The organism is Halocynthiibacter styelae (assembly GCF_016123485.1).
In the GTDB taxonomy this organism is placed as follows: Bacteria; Pseudomonadota; Alphaproteobacteria; order Rhodobacterales; family Rhodobacteraceae; genus Halocynthiibacter; species Halocynthiibacter styelae.
This window is the reverse complement of sequence record NZ_JADCKQ010000002.1, coordinates 433764-449514: the sequence shown is the minus strand read 5'-3', so window position 1 is coordinate 449514 and position 15751 is coordinate 433764. Positions and strand designations below refer to the sequence as shown.

Below are 15751 nucleotides of genomic sequence, written 5' to 3'. Positions count from 1 at the left end.
CGTAACCCGCGTGTGCTGACGCCAACGACATCACACAGCCGGTTGGCTGGGAAGCTGCACCTGTGTTCTTCGACAAACCTAAATCTCATCACTTTAGACCCGCGAAGAACTGGGTGGCCTTTTTTAGAATTTCCCTCTCCTCCTTGAGGAGCCGGATCTCACGTCGAAGTCGATCATTCTCTTTGGCGAGGCTCAGATCCTCTTTTGACACTACATCTGTGTCCCGATGGGCTGTGATCCATTTGTTCAGCGTCGACATCCCGACACCCAAATCATCAGCCACCTGCTTACGCGTTAGCCCACTGGTCAGCGCGATACGCACCGCATCTTGGCGGAATTCGTCCGTCCGTTTCAGTCCCATAGTCAGTCTCCTTTGTTGCAGTAAATGCTATCAAAGGAGCGGCATCAAACCGCGACAGGTCCAGATCATACATTTTTGCGCGCTGCTGCTGCTCTTGTTTCCCTGCGTCATCCAGGCTTTTAAAGAGTGAACTGGCCTCTTCATTCCATTTGATTTGTAGATCTGAATAGTTTGTCGCACGCTCATTTTGCGCTGCAGAAAATTGACTGCTCCACTCATTCAGTTTCGAGGATGTGTTCAACTGTAATTCGTCAAAATCTAGCGCGACTCTTTTTGAGTTTTGTTCCAAATCCACAAGTTGCTGAGCATTTGTGAGCATTTCCTTTGCCACTTCGTCAGATTTCTTTTCGACAGTTTTTACGAACCGCTCAAAAGCGCTTTCCGCGCCTTCCATAATGTTCAGTTCTTCACGACTGCGGGACAAGCTGACGAGCTGGTAAATTTCAGGAAGCTGGCCGTCGATGTGGTTGTTCGCAACTTTTAAATGGTCGGCTTTGCCATCCGCATGATAGGCTTCCAGTTGCTTATAGAACTGTGCGTGCCTCATATGATGTTCTAGGTTCGTTACAAGTGCAGTTGGCCAAACCTCAGAATCTAAGCCATCAAGAGCAGTGCGGATCAGGTCGAGAACTCTGATCAACCGTCTCTGTTCCGAGACAGTCGCGCTATCTACCTCATCGAATTCTCTAAGCGTCCATTCGTGACATATTCGAAGTGTTTCATGAATCGGGTGGGCTAAGAATCCATCATTCCAACGAGACATACGTGATTTCCCAAATATAAAATATATCTACTCAAGGTGTATAAGTTTCGGGTGAATTTTGCCATAGGGCGTTTTGCTCTCGGCAGAGTCGCGAACGCGGGTGAACTGGCCTTCGAGCAGCCAGCCGTATATCGCCAAGCTTATGCAGTCAGAGGATGTGTTTGGAAGGGATGCAGAAATATCGGGGTGAAAGCTTTCTCAAGTCTGCACGTCCGGGCCATTGCCAGGCATTGTATTTAACTCTGCACACAACCTATATATCGTTCGATATGCATAGGTTGTGCATACTGTGTGCATGGTGGATTTTCAGCCTGTGAAACGTTCCCTGATCCGGTGGCTCAGATTGGATGCAGCGCAGATTGCATCGGCGGCCAGTGGTCCGAAAATACTACCGTTCCAGCGCAGGCCAAAAGGTTCAAATAGCTGATAACGCGTGCCTTTTTCCGCTATTGCTTCTGCAACAACCCGCCCGATCGCAGGCCCGGTGTTCAGCCCGTGCCCGCCCAGTGCCGTCGCTGTCCAGATCCCCGGACTCAGTTCCCGGACGTAAGGCATCTTATGGCGCGAATATCCCATCAATCCCGTCCAGGAAATGCCGATTTTCACATCGCTAAGTTTCGGAAAAACCTCAAGAATTCGGTTCTTCATCCGTTGATCCAGATTGGGCGGGGATTTCGCCAGCCCCGACATCCCGCCGCCCCACAAAAGCTCCCCCTGCGGGGTCACCCGAAAGTAATCACAAGACAACCGCGTATCCGCCACCGCGCATTTTGTGTTCATCAACCCGTCCAGCCGATCCCCCAGACCTTCGGTGCTGATCACGTAAGTCGCTATCGGTAAAAGGCTTTTTTGCAACCTGCCAAACTCCGGCCCGCTGTAGCCGCTGCCGCAGAGAACAATATATTTTGCCTTCACGACGCCTTTCTCACAGCGCAGAATCTTCTCAGCGCCTGTGTGATCAAACGAAATCATAGCGCTGTTTTCAAACACCTGCCCCTGGTTCTCAACAATGCGTTCAGCCAGGCCTTTGCAGTAGTTCAGCGGATGAATGTGCCAGCTGTCAGGATCATAGTACCCGTCATAAAAACGATTTGTTTTTATATACTTACGCAATTCATCCTTTGGTAGGTATTCCTTCATATGCGCAAAGGTATCCCGTGCATGTTGCACGCTTTCCTGCATACCTCTGGCATCGGGATAACGTGATGCAGAGATTCGGCCAGGCACCGGATCGACCCCTTTCAGATCCAGATCGCGGGTATTGTCGATGACAGCTCTGACACCCTCTTGCGACAAGGCGTATAGCGCTTTCCCGGCCTTTTTGCCCGCACGAAACAGGGCACTGTCCGGTCCTGCAAAACCCGCTGAAAGGATCCCGCCATTGCGCCCGCTGGCGCCAAAGGCGATGCGATTTTTCTCAAGCACAACAACGCTTAAGCCCCTTTGCGTCAGCTCCCAGGCGGTGCTGATCCCGGCGATGCCACCGCCGACAATACAGACATCCGCTTCAACCGTACCCTTCAGCTGGGGAAACCCCGCCTCATCCGCCAGAGTGCGCGTGTAAAACGTATCTGCATAGCCTTCGGTTGTCATGTCAGCCTCTCCGATTTTGCGCAGCCTGACATGTTTCTTATCGCCCCGCATCTGATTTTCGCGCATGTATGAATGCAATCTGCTTTTGAAACCCTTCCGATCCCGGGCAGGTCAGGTTAGAGAACATATATGATTGATAAAGATACATATCTGATTGGTGTAGATGGTGGGGGAACCGGCTGTCGTGCTTTGCTTGTGAATTCTGAGATGCAGGAATTGTCCCGTGGCACAGGTGGCCCGGCCAATGTGTCAGTGAACTTTGCCGACAGCATTGCAAACGTAATGGGTGCTGTGCAGCAGACCATTGACGCGGCAGGCCTGACGGATTTGCCAGACACCCGGTTTCATCTGCATCTTGGTCTGGCAGGCGTCTTGTCGGAAGATATGGTGCAACGTGTCACGGATGCATGCGCCTGGCCCAATGTCACGGTCACAGATGACCGGGCCGCAGCTGTTGCCGGGGCGCTTGGTCCGGATGATGGCAGCCTGCTGGTGATTGGCACGGGCACAATTATTGCCAGCCGGAAGGCCGGAAATCTGCGCGTTGCAAGCGGCTGGGGGTTTCGGGTGGGGGATCAGGGATCTGGTGCCTGGCTTGGCAGGCGTTTGCTTGAAGAAACCCTGCATGCCCACGATGGTATCCGTGCGCAAACGGATCTGACCCGGGAAATTCTGACACAGTTCAACAACCGCGCCGATGAAATCACCATGTTCAGCATGCAGGCGGGGCAACGTGATTACGCCGATCTTGCCCCGCGTCTGACGCAGGCCTTGCAGGCTGGGGATCCTGTGGCACGGGAACTGATGAACGAAGGCGCAGATCAGCTGCTTGCCGGGTTGAGGGCAACAGGGTTTGAACCAGGAGACACGCTTTGCATTGCCGGAGGCATCGGGCCTTATATCCGGGATTGCCTTCCGGGTGACGTTACCGCAGGTTTGCGGGATGTGCTGGGATCCCCACTGGACGGGGCGGTGCTTCTGGCGCAGGATGCAGTCAGGTAATCACAACCGGGAATGATCCGATGACCGCCAGCCTGATGCGTCAGGAAACCCTTGAGATACCCGCAGCGGCTGAACGCCTGTTATCGCAGGGACATGATCGGATAACAGGTGCGGCGGATGCTTTGCGTGCACATGATCCGCGATTTTTTACAAGCATCGCACGAGGATCGTCAGATCATGTGGCGAGCTATTTCAAATATGCGTCTGAACTTATGTCCGGGGTGCCTGTGGCCTCTGTCGGCCCGTCGGTTGCATCGGTCTATCATCGCCCTTTGTCGCTGAACGGTGGCGCAAGTCTTGCGATTTCACAGTCAGGAAAAAGCCCGGATATCATTGAAATGACCCGGGCTTCAAAGGCGGCCGGGGCACTGACACTTGCGCTGATTAACACAGAAGATGCGCCGCTGGCGCAGGCCTGTGATCATCCGTTGGACTTGCTGGCCGGACCGGAAAACAGCGTGGCTGCGACGAAAAGCTTTGTGAATTCTGCTATCGCTGCTTTGCTGTTGCTGGCCCATTGGCGTGAGGATCATGAACTGCTGAACGCACTGCATAATCTCCCTGAGCATCTTGAAAAGGCCGTCAATACCGGTTGGCCCGGCGTTGCAGAAGCTCTGGCGGAACAGACATCACTGTTTACCTTGGGCCGTGGTCCCGGCTGGGCCATATCAAATGAAGCGGCGCTGAAGTTTAAAGAGGTCTGTCAGATCCACGCTGAAAGCTACTCCTCAGCCGAAGTCCTGCACGGCCCGGTGTCCCTGGTGGGGGACGGTTTCCCGGTCATTGCCTTTGCGGCGGGGGATGCAGCAGAATCCCATGTCGCGGGGATTGCAGATCAGATTGCGGGTCTTGGCGGGCGGGTTTTTGTGAGCTCACCGCTTGCACGCAAGGCACAGATCATTGATGTGCCGCGCACCGGGCATATACTGACCGATCCGCTGGTGCTGATCGCCGGGTTTTATGTCATGATTGAACGTCTGGCTGTGCTGCGCGGTTTTAACCCTGATCAGCCCCGTCACCTGAAAAAAGTTACGGAAACAGTTTGATATGAGTTTAACAGCCTTTCGCGGTACGCAGATTTTTGATGGTGAAACGCTGCATGACGGCTGTGCACTGCTTTTGCGGGATGGTTGTTGCGAGGGGATCGTGACGACTGCTGACTTGCCGGATGGTTGTGACACGCATCATCTGGACGGGGGTGTCATTTCCCCGGGTTTTGTGGATCTTCAGGTCAACGGCGGCGGCGGCGTGATGCTGAATGATGATCCCTCAGTTGAAACGCTTGAGGTTATGGCTAAGGCGCACCGCAGCCTGGGGGTAGCTGGTTTCCTGCCGACCCTGATCACGGATACACGTGTCCGTAGTCAGGCGGCAATTGGTGCGGTTGCAGAGGCGATTAATGAAGGTGTTGAGGGCATCATGGGGCTGCATCTGGAAGGACCACATCTGTCGGTTGCGCGGAAGGGGGCGCATGATGGTGATCTGATTCGACCTATGGACGACGCTGATCTGGCGATGCTTCTGGATGCGGCGAAGCGTTTGCCGAACGTCAAAATGACCGTGGCACCTGAAAGTGTGACAGAGGCGCAGGTTGCGGCGATGGCAGAGGCGGGGGTGATTGTTTCGCTTGGGCACACGGATGCCGATTTTGACACCTGTCAGCGCTGGATTGATGCAGGTGCAACCTGCGTGACCCATCTTTACAACGCCATGAGCCAGCTGGGAAATCGCGAACCAGGGTGTCTCGGTGCGACTTTGTCGAATGGCGCTGTCTCTGCTGGACTTATTGCCGATGGCATTCATGTGCATCCGGCTGCGATCAAAACCGCGCTGAGCGCCAAGCAAGGTCCGGGGCAGATATTCCTTGTGTCTGATGCCATGGCTGTTGCCGGTTCAGATGCGACTGAATTTACCCTGAACAACCGTCAGATCCTGCGCCGTGACGGGCGGCTGACGCTTGCGGATGGTACGCTTGCGGGGGCGGATCTGGATCTCGCTCAGGCAGTGCGGGTTCTGGTGCAGCAGGTTGATGTTGATCTGGCGCAGGCGCTTGCTATGGCGACAACGATCCCTGCGGGTCTGTTGCGTGACGATCAGGGACTTGGCCGGTTTACAAAGGGCAAAAAAATACGCCCGGTCTGGTTAGACCGGGCGCTTTATTTACGGGATCTGCCTTAATCAGGCTTTGGCAAGAACCAGCTGTGCTTCACGGAAAGACAGCAGACGTTTGCTGTTCTCATCCCAAAGGTGCAGGCGCGCGGATGCAATGCTTTCACCAATGGTCAGACGGTTGGCCTCGGCCAGCTCAGAGTGATCGCGCAGCACTTCGGTCAGGCGATAAAACGGAATGCGGCTGTAGAGGTGGTGCACATGGTGAATGCCGATGTTGGCGCTGAACCACTGCAGCACTTTTGGCATCACATAATGTGAACTGCCGTGCAGGGCGGCTTCGTGCAGTTGCCAGTTTTCATCGATTTCCCAGAAGGTTTCCTCGAACTGGTGCTGCACGTAAAACAGCCAGACGCCAGCCGCCGCCGCCAGAAGTGTGGAAGGCAGGAAGATCAACAGAAGCGGCATCAGACCGCCGAAATACCAGACAAGGCCAAGGGCGATGAAAAGAACCAGGTTCGTGCCCATGGCGCTGACCCAATAGCGGAACCCGTTCATCAGGCCCAGTGGCAGACGGTTCTGCAGCAGAAACAGATAACCCGGGCCAAAGACAAACAGGGTGATCGGGTTGCGATACAGACGGTATGTCAGGCGTTGAAATCTGGACATTTCTTCATATTCGGCAACAGTTGCGGTGTGAATATCGCCCATGCCACGGCGGGCCAGGTTTCCGGCGCTGCTGTGGTGGATTGAATGTGTGCGACGCCAGACGTCATAGGGCGTCAGTGTTAACACACCCAAAGCACGTCCGACCCAGTCGCTGACATACCGGTTGCTGAAAAAGGCCCCATGACCGCAATCATGTTGAATGGTGAACAAGCGCAGCAGGAAGGCGGCATTTGCCAGAGAAATGGCGAAGGTCAGCCAGTAGCTGATGGAAAGCGACCACCAGGCCAGTGCCCAAAGCAGGAAGAAGGGCACGGCAGTGACACCCAGTTCAAAGACACTGCGCCATTCATTGGGTTCACGGTAATTGGCAAGAACTTTAACCCAGTCCCGGGCAGGGGTGGAATTCTGACCTGCGGGGGTCGGTTGATTTGTCTGTGTCATAGATTTCTTTGCGTTGTCGTGATGGCACAGCGATAAAGCACCGGGCCAACATATCAAGGAAAATATGAAGAACTGATGCATTCTGCCGCGATCCGCCGAAAATTGTTATATTTACGACCGGGTTTTGCAGGCAGAGTGCCGCAATTTACCCTGTCGTCCTCTGCAATTTCTGGCATATTCAGGGAAACCGGTTGCCCGCTTTTCAGGGAGGGCAGGCCGTTTCATAAGAATAAAGGAACGTAGATATGATGCGCACCCGTGCTGCTGTGGCTCTGGAAGCTGGTAAACCGCTTGAAGTGATGGAAGTGAACCTTGAAGGCCCGAAAAAGGGTGAAGTTCTGGTGGAAATCAAGGCAACCGGCCTGTGTCACACCGATGAATTCACCCGTTCCGGTGCGGACCCTGAAGGTCTGTTCCCGTCCATCTTGGGCCATGAAGGCGCAGGCGTTGTGATGGAAGTGGGTGAAGGCGTGACCACCCTGAAGCCGGGCGATCACGTGATCCCGCTGTATACCCCGGAATGCCGCGAATGTCATTCCTGCCTGTCTGGCAAAACCAACCTCTGCACCGCGATTCGTGGCACCCAGGGTCAGGGTCTGATGCCCGATGGTACCACACGTTTTTCCATGCTCGATGGTACACCGATCTATCACTATATGGGGTGTTCCACATTCGCGAACCACACGGTTCTGCCGGAAATCGCGCTGGCGAAAGTGCGCGATGACGCGCCATTTGATAAGATCTGCTACATCGGTTGTGGTGTGACCACAGGCATCGGTGCGGTGATCAACACCGCCGGTGTTGAGATCGGTTCCACCGCTGCGGTCTTTGGTCTGGGTGGCATTGGTCTGAACGTGATTCAGGGTCTGCGTATGGCCGGTGCGGATAAGATCATTGGTGTCGATCTGAACGACGACAAGGCTGAAATGGCGAAGAAATTCGGCATGACGCATTTTGTGAACCCATCCAAACTAGAGGGTCAGTCTACCGTTGAGGCCATCGTTGAGCTGACCAAAACCGAAAAAGACCCTTTTGGCGGCGTGGATTATTCCTTTGACGCCACTGGCAATGTTCAGGTGATGCGCGATGCGCTGGAATGTTCCCACCGGGGGTGGGGCGTTTCTGTGATTATCGGTGTTGCGCCTGCCGGTGCTGAAATTTCTACACGTCCATTCCAGCTGGTCACAGGCCGCGTCTGGAAAGGCACTGCCTTTGGTGGCGCGAAGGGCCGCACAGATGTACCGCAGTTTGTAGACTGGTACATGGACGGTAAGATTGAGATCGACGAAATGATCACCCACAAGCTGACCCTGGATGAGATCAACCATGGCTTTGATCTGATGCACGAAGGCAAATCTATCCGGGCGGTTGTTGAATTTTAAGAACAACACCTGATCAAAAAGAAAGCCCCGGCAACTGCCGGGGCTTTTTTATCTTCGCGATGTGGTCGGATCAGCCGTTAGATTTGATCAGGCGACGCGCCACCATGTCGTGGTTCAGCCACAGGGTCGGGCCGGATGGATCGCTGACCTCACCAAAGATCAGCTCACCGGTTGCAGAAACCACATGCTGGCTTAGCAGATCGCTGACCAGAACTTTGCGGTTCTTGTGCAGCTGCATGATTTCCTGCGACGTACCAACGGTTTTCTCAACCTGTTCCGCAGTGTTTGGCATGGGCCAGGCCGGGAAGTTGGTGAAGGACTGCATGATCGGATCAGTCTGATAGTCATTCACTTGCTGCAGAACAGATTCAAGCGTCACATCATCGTTCAGCAGTTCCTGACATTTCACCCATTGTTCTTCCGCCCACGCGCCGCCACCTTCTTTGCGGAAAGCGGCCAGCAGAGGGACCAGAGACAGTTCAATACCCGCGAACACGTCGGAGGAATTCGTGCGGATTTCCGGGCAGTTGAACACAGTCGCCTTGATACCCTTTTCCCAGGCATCCTTTGCGATGTTCTCAAGGTTCATCTTGGCATAGCCCTGGGTGTAGTTCGTATAGGTCTGCCAGGCGTATTCGCCGTCAATCAGAACTTCGGTGCCGTGATAGCCATAAGCCACGTAACGCACCTGACCACCCGCACCTTCAACACGGGCGCGGATCGCGCTGCTGGCTTCGATCAGGTGACCAAAGGTGTTTGCGGTGACTTCGTCAAAGTTCTTCAGGATCAGTTTGCCGAGATCGCTGTCAACCAGAGACTGAGACGGCTGATAACGTGCGCCACGGCCTTTGTAGATGCGGTTTGCGATCGCCATAAAGACTTTGGCACGCGGGATACCACCTGCCATTGTATGGGTGAACAGGACATTGCCATCCGCCGGGATCAGGGCATCAAGCTGCGCCATGGCTTCTTTCAGGGCGGTGGTGAAACGGGTCACACCGATTTCACGACAGGCCTCAATATGATCCATATCGAGCTTATGTTCCTGCCAGCTGTCGATGGTCATTTCGTTGACCATGTCAGTCGGGTTTTTGCCGCCTTCCGGTGCGTCCAGATCAAAGCCCGCCATGAGCGGCACATTGACGATTTTGCCACCAAGGAATTCTTCGGCCTGGGCCAGTTCTTCCTCGGTTAGCGCGCGCAGGTCATTGTTTTCATCCCGGCGACCAACGGTGATCCCGACGATGGTCATACCAGCGGCTTTGGCCGCATCCAGCAGGCCGGACACATATCCGCGTCCGAAAAGCTCACCGAAAAGGACCAGGGTGTCACCTTTGCCATAAAGGGTGTTTTCCTGGATTTCAGGCAGAGCGACAGGCTGTGGAGTCTGTGTAGTCATGTACATCTCATGTGTTGTTGGGGCGCGAGGCAGGGTGTTTTGCCTCAGCTGCAATGTTACGCGGGTATCTTATACATCTGTTTACTGTTGTGCATCCCTAAAGAACTATGGGCGGGATACAAACAGATTTTTGCGAAATGCCGGAAAATGGCCGGGTTTTGCAGGGGAATTAACCTGAGAATGCAACATTCCCGTGTCAGGGTGGGTATCGAAAAGGCCGCCCGGGTTTCCCCGCACGGCCTGCATGTCTGTGAGTGCTGTGTGTGATTTACAGATCAAACCGATCTGCGTTCATAACTTTCACCCAGGTTTTCACGAAATCGCGGATGAATTTATCCCCGTTGTCATCCTGTGCGTAGACCTCTGCGTAGGCGCGCAAGATGGAATTAGAACCAAAGACCAGATCGGCGCTGGTGGCTGTCCACTTGACCGCACCGGTTTTGCGATCCCGGATTTCATAGCTTTCGCCATCATTTACCGGGTGCCAGCTGTACGCCATATCGGTGAGGTTCGCGAAGAAATCCGTGGACAGTTTCCCGGGATTGTCCGTAAACACCCCGTGCTGCGATCCGCCATGGTTCACATCCAGCACACGCAATCCGCCCACCAGAACGGTCATTTCCTGTGCCGTCAGGCCCAGCAATTGCGCCCGATCCAGCATCATTTCCTCAGCACTGACCGCGTAGGCCTGCTTTTGCCAGTTGCGGAACCCATCGGCGAACGGTTCCAGCACATCAAAGCTGTCCGCATCCGTATGCGCATCGGTTGCATCACCACGGCCTGGGGTGAAAGGCACGGTGGTTCCGCCGCCGATTGCCTGTTCCAGGCCGACATTGCCCGCAAGGACAATGACATCCGCAACAGATGCACCGGCCTCGCCCGCAATTGGTTCCAGCACGTTCAGAACCTTCGCCAGACGCGCCGGTTCATTGCCTTCCCAGTCCTTTTGTGGTGCCAGGCGGACACGTGCCCCATTTGCGCCGCCGCGTTTGTCTGACTGACGGAAAGTGCGGGCACTGTCCCAGGCGGTTGCGATCATTTCAGCATTGCTGAGGCCACTTGCCGCAATCGCGGATTTCGCCGTCTCCACATCAAAAGACGCGCTACCTGCAGGGATTGGGTCTTGCCAGATCAAGTCTTCCGCAGGCACATCTGGGCCAATGTAGCAGGCCTTTGGTCCCATATCGCGGTGGGTCAGTTTGAACCAGGCACGGGCGAATGTGTCTTTGAAATACGCGGGATCATCCATGAATCTCTGACAGATCGCGTTATAGGCCAAGTCCACTTTCATCGCCATATCCGCATCGGTCATGATCGGATTTTGCGGTAGGGAGGCATCGCTTGCATTGCGGGGTTTCTTGTCGTCCGGCATATCCACCGGCTCCCACTGCCAGGCACCGGCGGGGGATTTCTTAAGCTCCCACTCATAGCCGAAAAGCAGATCAAAGAAACCCATATCGAATGTTGTCGGGTCACTGGTCCAGGCCCCTTCAATCCCCGAGGTAAATGCATCAGACGCCTTGCCCTTCTGCACCGGATTTGCCCAGCCAAGCCCCTGGGCATGGACACTTGCGCCTTCGGGTTCCGCGCCGATGTTGTCACCCGGACCATTGCCGTGCGCCTTGCCAACGGTGTGCCCGCCACAGGTCAGGGCCGCAGTTTCTTCGTCATCCATTGCCATCCGGGCGAAGGTTTCGCGCACTTGTGCGGCGGTTTTCATCGGGTCCGGCTGGCCGTTCACGCCTTCCGGGTTCACATAAATCAGGCCCATGTGGACCGCCGCCAGCGGATTTTCCAGGGTGGAGGGATCGTCCAGGTTTTCATAACGGTTTTCACTTGGGGCGAGCCATTCTTTCTCAGATCCCCAATAGACATCAGTTTCCGGGCCCCAGATATCTTCGCGACCAAAACCGAAACCAAAAGTATCCAGCCCCATGCTTTCATAGGCAATTGTGCCTGACAGCAAGATAAGGTCCGCCCAGCTCAGCGCGTTGCCGTATTTCTTTTTCACAGGCCACAGCAGACGGCGGGCTTTATCAAGGCTTGCGTTGTCGGGCCAGGAATTCAGCGGTGCAAACCGGATATTGCCCGCGCCACCACCACCGCGACCATCGGCCAGACGATAGGAACCGGCGGAATGCCACGCCAAACGCACCATCAAGCCGCCGTAATGCCCCCAATCCGCAGGCCACCAATCCTGGCTGTCGGTCATCAGGGCGGTGACGTCGGCTTTCACTGCGTCAAAGTCCAGTTTGCTGACCGCATCGCGATAGTCAAAATCCGCATCCATCGGGTTCGTGCGCACGCCCTTCTGGTGCAGAATGTCGAGGTTCAGCGCATTCGGCCACCATTTGGTGACAGGTTTATCATTGCCGGTATTCCCGCCGTGATGAAATGGGCATCCGCCCCCTGTTTTACTTCCGTCCATGAAAATCTCCGTTGGCTGCCGTTAAAAAAATCGGGTTACTGTATGCAGGCTATGAGGTTTTATTGATTAAATCCAATTGCATTTTCTATGCATGTTGATAAGAAGAAATTATGAATAACCTGACCCTTAAACAATTGCGATATTTCGTTGCACTTGCCCGATATCGGCATTTCGGTCGTGCCGCCGAAGCCTGTGCGGTCTCGCAACCTGCACTGTCTGTTCAGATCAAAGACCTTGAAGCGGATCTTGGCACAGCTCTTGTAGAGCGCACATCCCGTGAAGTGCATTTGACGCCAATCGGAGAAACCTTTTCTGAACGCGCCCGTGAGATATTGCGCGCAGTGGATGACATTGGTGATCTGGCGCGCGCCAGTGAGGGACCTCTTAGGGGGCAATTGCGTCTGGGGATGATCCCGACGATTGCCCCATATCTGTTGCCTGAAACCCTTAAAGTTCTGGGGAAAAACTACCCGATGCTTGAAGTGCTGCCGCGCGAAACAGTTACGGAAATCCTGCTGAACGATCTGAAAGAACACCGCCTGGATGCCGCAATTGTCGCCCTGCCTGTGTCTGAGGTGCAGCTGGAAGAGGTGCCATTGTTCGAAGAGGAATTCATTCTGATCCGACATCAGCAGGACGCGGGGAAAACGGTCCCTGATCCGGGACAGCTTTTGAAGATGCGCCTGCTTCTGCTGGAAGAAGGGCACTGCTTTCGGGATCAGGCGCTTTCGTTTTGTTCGGTCGACGGGGTCAAAGCCCGGGATGTTATGGAGGGCAGTTCCCTGTCTACGCTTGTGCGCATGGTTGGCGCAGGTCTTGGTGTGACGCTGATTCCTGAGATGGCCACACGATTTGAACTGGGTACGGAAAATGTCAGCATGGCCCGATTTGCCGCGCCGGCTCCGTCCAGGGTTATTGGGTTGGTCTGGCGCAAATCCAATCCTCTGACTGTACAGTTGCAGCACCTTGCAGAGATTCTGCGTGTGACGGATTGTGGTCGGCGTGTTGCGGATCTGCGTATGTAAAAGGACGGTTTCAGGCGCTATGGCGGGAGCATTCGGGATATTTCCGACTTTTGCAGTTGGAAAATACCTGCGATCTGTCGAAGGTTAAAAAACTTGGAAATTAAACTGATGAGGTGTTGACACCCCCGGGTTTAACGTTAAAACCCGACAAACAAATCGACAGTATCCGGGTTATACCGGAGCCAGGTATAACCCCATGTCTGCGTGTCGAAATTGTAGTTGCAATATGCAGCAAAATGCCCGGGTAGCTCAGGGGTAGAGCAGTGGATTGAAAATCCTCGTGTCGGTGGTTCGATTCCGCCCCCGGGCACCATTTTTCTTAAATAAAAGCAATGCGTTGGCAGGCTGGCCTTTTCTGCTCCTCGCTGGCTGAATGCCCGGGACTGCACCGGGACTGCAAAGAGCATATTCGCAGCCCCGCGGAGAGTCTATTAGGCAATTGTCCTTTCGATCGGATCGAATCCGCGACCCGCGAGCATGCAGTGGCCGCCGTTGGCGTCAGACGGCGATCATCAAATAAGTGATCGTTGAAGTGGGTTCTTGCTTTCTCGGCGTTCATAGAAAGGAGCCAGAAGGTCTCTAAACGAGTTCTCCGACTCCAAAGCTTACTCAATAGCACCGTTGCGAACCAAGGAGACATACAACGCTGCAGAGAATGCTTGGCAGTTCGACGCCATAAAGATACTGTTTCTTCTTAAAGACGTGATCAGAGTTGGTCGGGTCCACATGGGCGATGAACTCAGGCTTTTTTCGTTCCTGATGCACCATAGGTTTGACCGGGCGGGTTGTATCCAGAAGATACCACCAGGGGTTATTTGCCAGGCCTGAGCTGTCCACATTAGACACCGCAATCGGAGCACCGCTCTCATCGAAGGACGGGTGATCCGTGTCAAAGAAATACTGACCGTCAAAGCAGAGCTCTGATCGACCCTGTGCCATCAGGCCAAAGGTCAGATCATCTGGTTGCCGCGCGGCGCTCATGCCCATTTCCTGAAACAGCGGTGCATAAATCCCGAGGTTGTCATCCTGAATGTGATTGCGATCCACACCCACTGTGGCTTCAAAATCTTTGTTCACGATGGAATAGCCATGGGCTTCCATATCTTTGATGACGCGGTCACCAATCCATTCCCGCATCTTCGGGAATTTACCCAGCCAGCCGTAGGTCTCGGAAGCTGAGGTGGATGTGATGGTGGTGGCGACGCGCTGATAATCGCTCTCGGGCTGCGTGGCTGTGAACGCATCCTGAAAGTTCTTTTTAAAGCCCACCTGAAGGGCGGACAGAATTGCCGGTGTGATCATCATGGCCGGTTACTCCTCGGATTTTGCCGCAATGAACTCGGCCTCTGACATGCCCAGGGCATGACAGGCGGCCAGCTCTTCGCTGGTCAGTGTTTCTTTTTTGGCCGGGTCGGTGTTGCGGCTGTCGAGATCTGTGGGGCCTGCAATCACAGGGGACGCATCCACCATGGACTGGAACCGGGCGAGACCACCTTCCGCCTGACAGGAAGCCAGGTGATATTCCCGGCTGGCGGGGGCAATTTTGCCCGCTTCAATCGCCGCATCGAGCGCTGTGTTGATCGCGAGTTCTTCGCGCTCCTTCTCATCAGCCTCAAACTTTGCGGCCCGGTTCAGCGCCAGCTCATAATCCGCACGCGGCACGAACTTTTCCGGATCTGGCAGGGACGCGCGATTGAGCGCGGTCGTCTCGGCCTCCTTCAGCGCAGTGATGGCCGCCACGGCCTGTGCCGGGGTGCCATCGGAATTGAGGCCAAGCGCCTCAAGGACAGTTTTGTCCATCAGATCATTCTCCTGTTCAGCGCCGTCACGATTGAGGGCTATAAGATCGAGGTTGGGATTGTTGGTCAGACCGGCAGAGACCATGTGCGACACGGCACCTGTGCGTTTCGCCGCAGAAAACACCGGGCTCAGGTAGCGATAGGAACGTGCCCGCAGCAGTTCTTCACCCCGCGTATTCCATTTGACCTGACCCCAGAGGCCGGTCGCACGCGCTTCCATGTCATTGATCCAACCCATGGCTGGGGCTTCTTCTGCCCGTGCGCCTTTGATCTGGGTCGCATGTTCAATATCAATCGGAAGGTCGAGCCCGCGATTGCGGAAGGTTGTAACCAGCGCATCGGCGTCATTCATGGTCCAGACACGGCCATCAATGCCGCGAATGCCCGGGCCAGCCGGAATGAGCTGCACCCACTCCGGCACAGTGCCTTCCGCAAAGTTCAGCTCAACGATTTCTGCAGGGGTCTGATCAGTCTTATCCATGGCGCGACACTGCCCGCACCGCGCATATAAAAACGCCCCGACAGATGTCGGGGGCAGAAAGATCTCTGAAGTCAGGGAAAACGGAAAATCGCGCGGCGCTCAAAAACGCCCACAGAACGCGATCTTCCCGGGAAGGCTACCGTGAGCCGGAAAAAATCACAAGCGCCACACAGACCCTTTTAAACCCCTTTTAACGACGAAGGGAGTGGGGTGTGGAGATTGTCACAGTTAGATAAAAATACCCGAGTGAGTTATATACTCTGGAATACTGAATGCGCTGCGGCGGTCAACTGAGGGCA

General features: G+C 54.8%; 12 protein-coding genes, 1 tRNA gene and 1 pseudogene. 6 read left to right on the top strand and 8 right to left on the bottom strand.

All coding sequences use genetic code 11. The features are described 5' to 3' along the window. The 3 genes and pseudogenes from H1D41_RS04390 to H1D41_RS04380 all read right to left on the bottom strand — a co-directional run. Positions 1 to 361: pseudogene (locus H1D41_RS04390) on the bottom strand (transposase); the annotation flags it as partial. Continuing rightward, a complete protein-coding gene (locus H1D41_RS04385; RefSeq protein ID WP_228847759.1) occupies positions 288 to 1124 on the bottom strand; it encodes a hypothetical protein in 837 nt (278 codons plus the stop codon). The pseudogene H1D41_RS04390 and the gene H1D41_RS04385, both read right to left, overlap by 74 nt. A 306-nt stretch (positions 1125 to 1430) precedes the next feature. Further along, entirely contained in the window at positions 1431 to 2783 is a 1353-nt protein-coding gene (locus tag H1D41_RS04380) for an NAD(P)/FAD-dependent oxidoreductase (RefSeq protein WP_228847758.1), read from the bottom strand. 63 nt (positions 2784 to 2846) lie between these two features. On the opposite strand from H1D41_RS04380, the gene H1D41_RS04375 reads away from it, so the two are divergent. The 3 genes from H1D41_RS04375 to nagA are packed head-to-tail and all read left to right on the top strand — an operon-like array spanning position 2847 to position 5897. After that, entirely contained in the window at positions 2847 to 3719 is an 873-nt protein-coding gene (locus H1D41_RS04375; RefSeq protein ID WP_228847757.1) for a BadF/BadG/BcrA/BcrD ATPase family protein, read from the top strand. Between the two features lie 20 nt (positions 3720 to 3739). Beyond that, a complete protein-coding gene (locus H1D41_RS04370; protein ID WP_228847756.1) occupies positions 3740 to 4765 on the top strand; it encodes an SIS domain-containing protein in 1026 nt (341 codons plus the stop codon). A 1-nt stretch (position 4766) separates the two neighbouring features. Further along, positions 4767 to 5897 (top strand): N-acetylglucosamine-6-phosphate deacetylase, encoded by a 1131-nt coding sequence (gene nagA, locus H1D41_RS04365; protein ID WP_228847755.1) that lies wholly within the window; start codon positions 4767 to 4769, stop codon positions 5895 to 5897. On the opposite strand, the gene H1D41_RS04360 is transcribed toward nagA, so the two are convergent. Next, a complete protein-coding gene (locus H1D41_RS04360) occupies positions 5898 to 6938 on the bottom strand; it encodes a fatty acid desaturase (protein WP_228847754.1) in 1041 nt (346 codons plus the stop codon). Positions 6939 to 7186: 248 nt separating this feature from the next. Here H1D41_RS04360 and H1D41_RS04355 point away from each other — a divergent pair, with 248 nt between their 5' ends. After that, positions 7187 to 8320 carry an S-(hydroxymethyl)glutathione dehydrogenase/class III alcohol dehydrogenase gene (locus H1D41_RS04355; protein WP_228847776.1) on the top strand — a complete coding sequence of 378 codons (1134 nt, stop codon included), beginning with the start codon at positions 7187 to 7189 and terminating at the stop codon, positions 8318 to 8320. A 70-nt stretch (positions 8321 to 8390) separates the two neighbouring features. On the opposite strand, the gene H1D41_RS04350 is transcribed toward H1D41_RS04355, so the two are convergent. Next, positions 8391 to 9719 (bottom strand): enoyl ACP reductase FabMG family protein, encoded by a 1329-nt coding sequence (locus H1D41_RS04350; protein ID WP_228847753.1) that lies wholly within the window; start codon positions 9717 to 9719, stop codon positions 8391 to 8393. Between the two features lie 268 nt (positions 9720 to 9987). Beyond that, positions 9988 to 12147 (bottom strand): catalase/peroxidase HPI, encoded by a 2160-nt coding sequence (gene katG, locus H1D41_RS04345; protein WP_228847752.1) that lies wholly within the window; start codon positions 12145 to 12147, stop codon positions 9988 to 9990. Positions 12148 to 12257: 110 nt separating this feature from the next. Here katG and H1D41_RS04340 point away from each other — a divergent pair, with 110 nt between their 5' ends. Continuing rightward, the gene (locus tag H1D41_RS04340; RefSeq protein ID WP_228847751.1) at positions 12258 to 13172 is read left to right on the top strand and encodes a LysR substrate-binding domain-containing protein; all 915 of its coding nucleotides are present in this window, start codon (positions 12258 to 12260) and stop codon (positions 13170 to 13172) included. A 238-nt stretch (positions 13173 to 13410) separates the two neighbouring features. Continuing rightward, positions 13411 to 13485, top strand: a tRNA-Phe gene (locus H1D41_RS04335). Positions 13486 to 13781: 296 nt separating this feature from the next. Here H1D41_RS04335 and H1D41_RS04330 read toward each other — a convergent pair. Further along, positions 13782 to 14477, bottom strand: a complete 696-nt coding sequence (locus H1D41_RS04330) for a Mu-like prophage major head subunit gpT family protein (RefSeq protein WP_228847750.1) — start codon at positions 14475 to 14477, stop codon at positions 13782 to 13784. A 6-nt stretch (positions 14478 to 14483) separates the two neighbouring features. Further along, positions 14484 to 15452 carry a phage protease gene (locus H1D41_RS04325; RefSeq protein ID WP_228847749.1) on the bottom strand — a complete coding sequence of 323 codons (969 nt, stop codon included), beginning with the start codon at positions 15450 to 15452 and terminating at the stop codon, positions 14484 to 14486. Positions 15453 to 15751 lie beyond the last annotated feature (299 nt).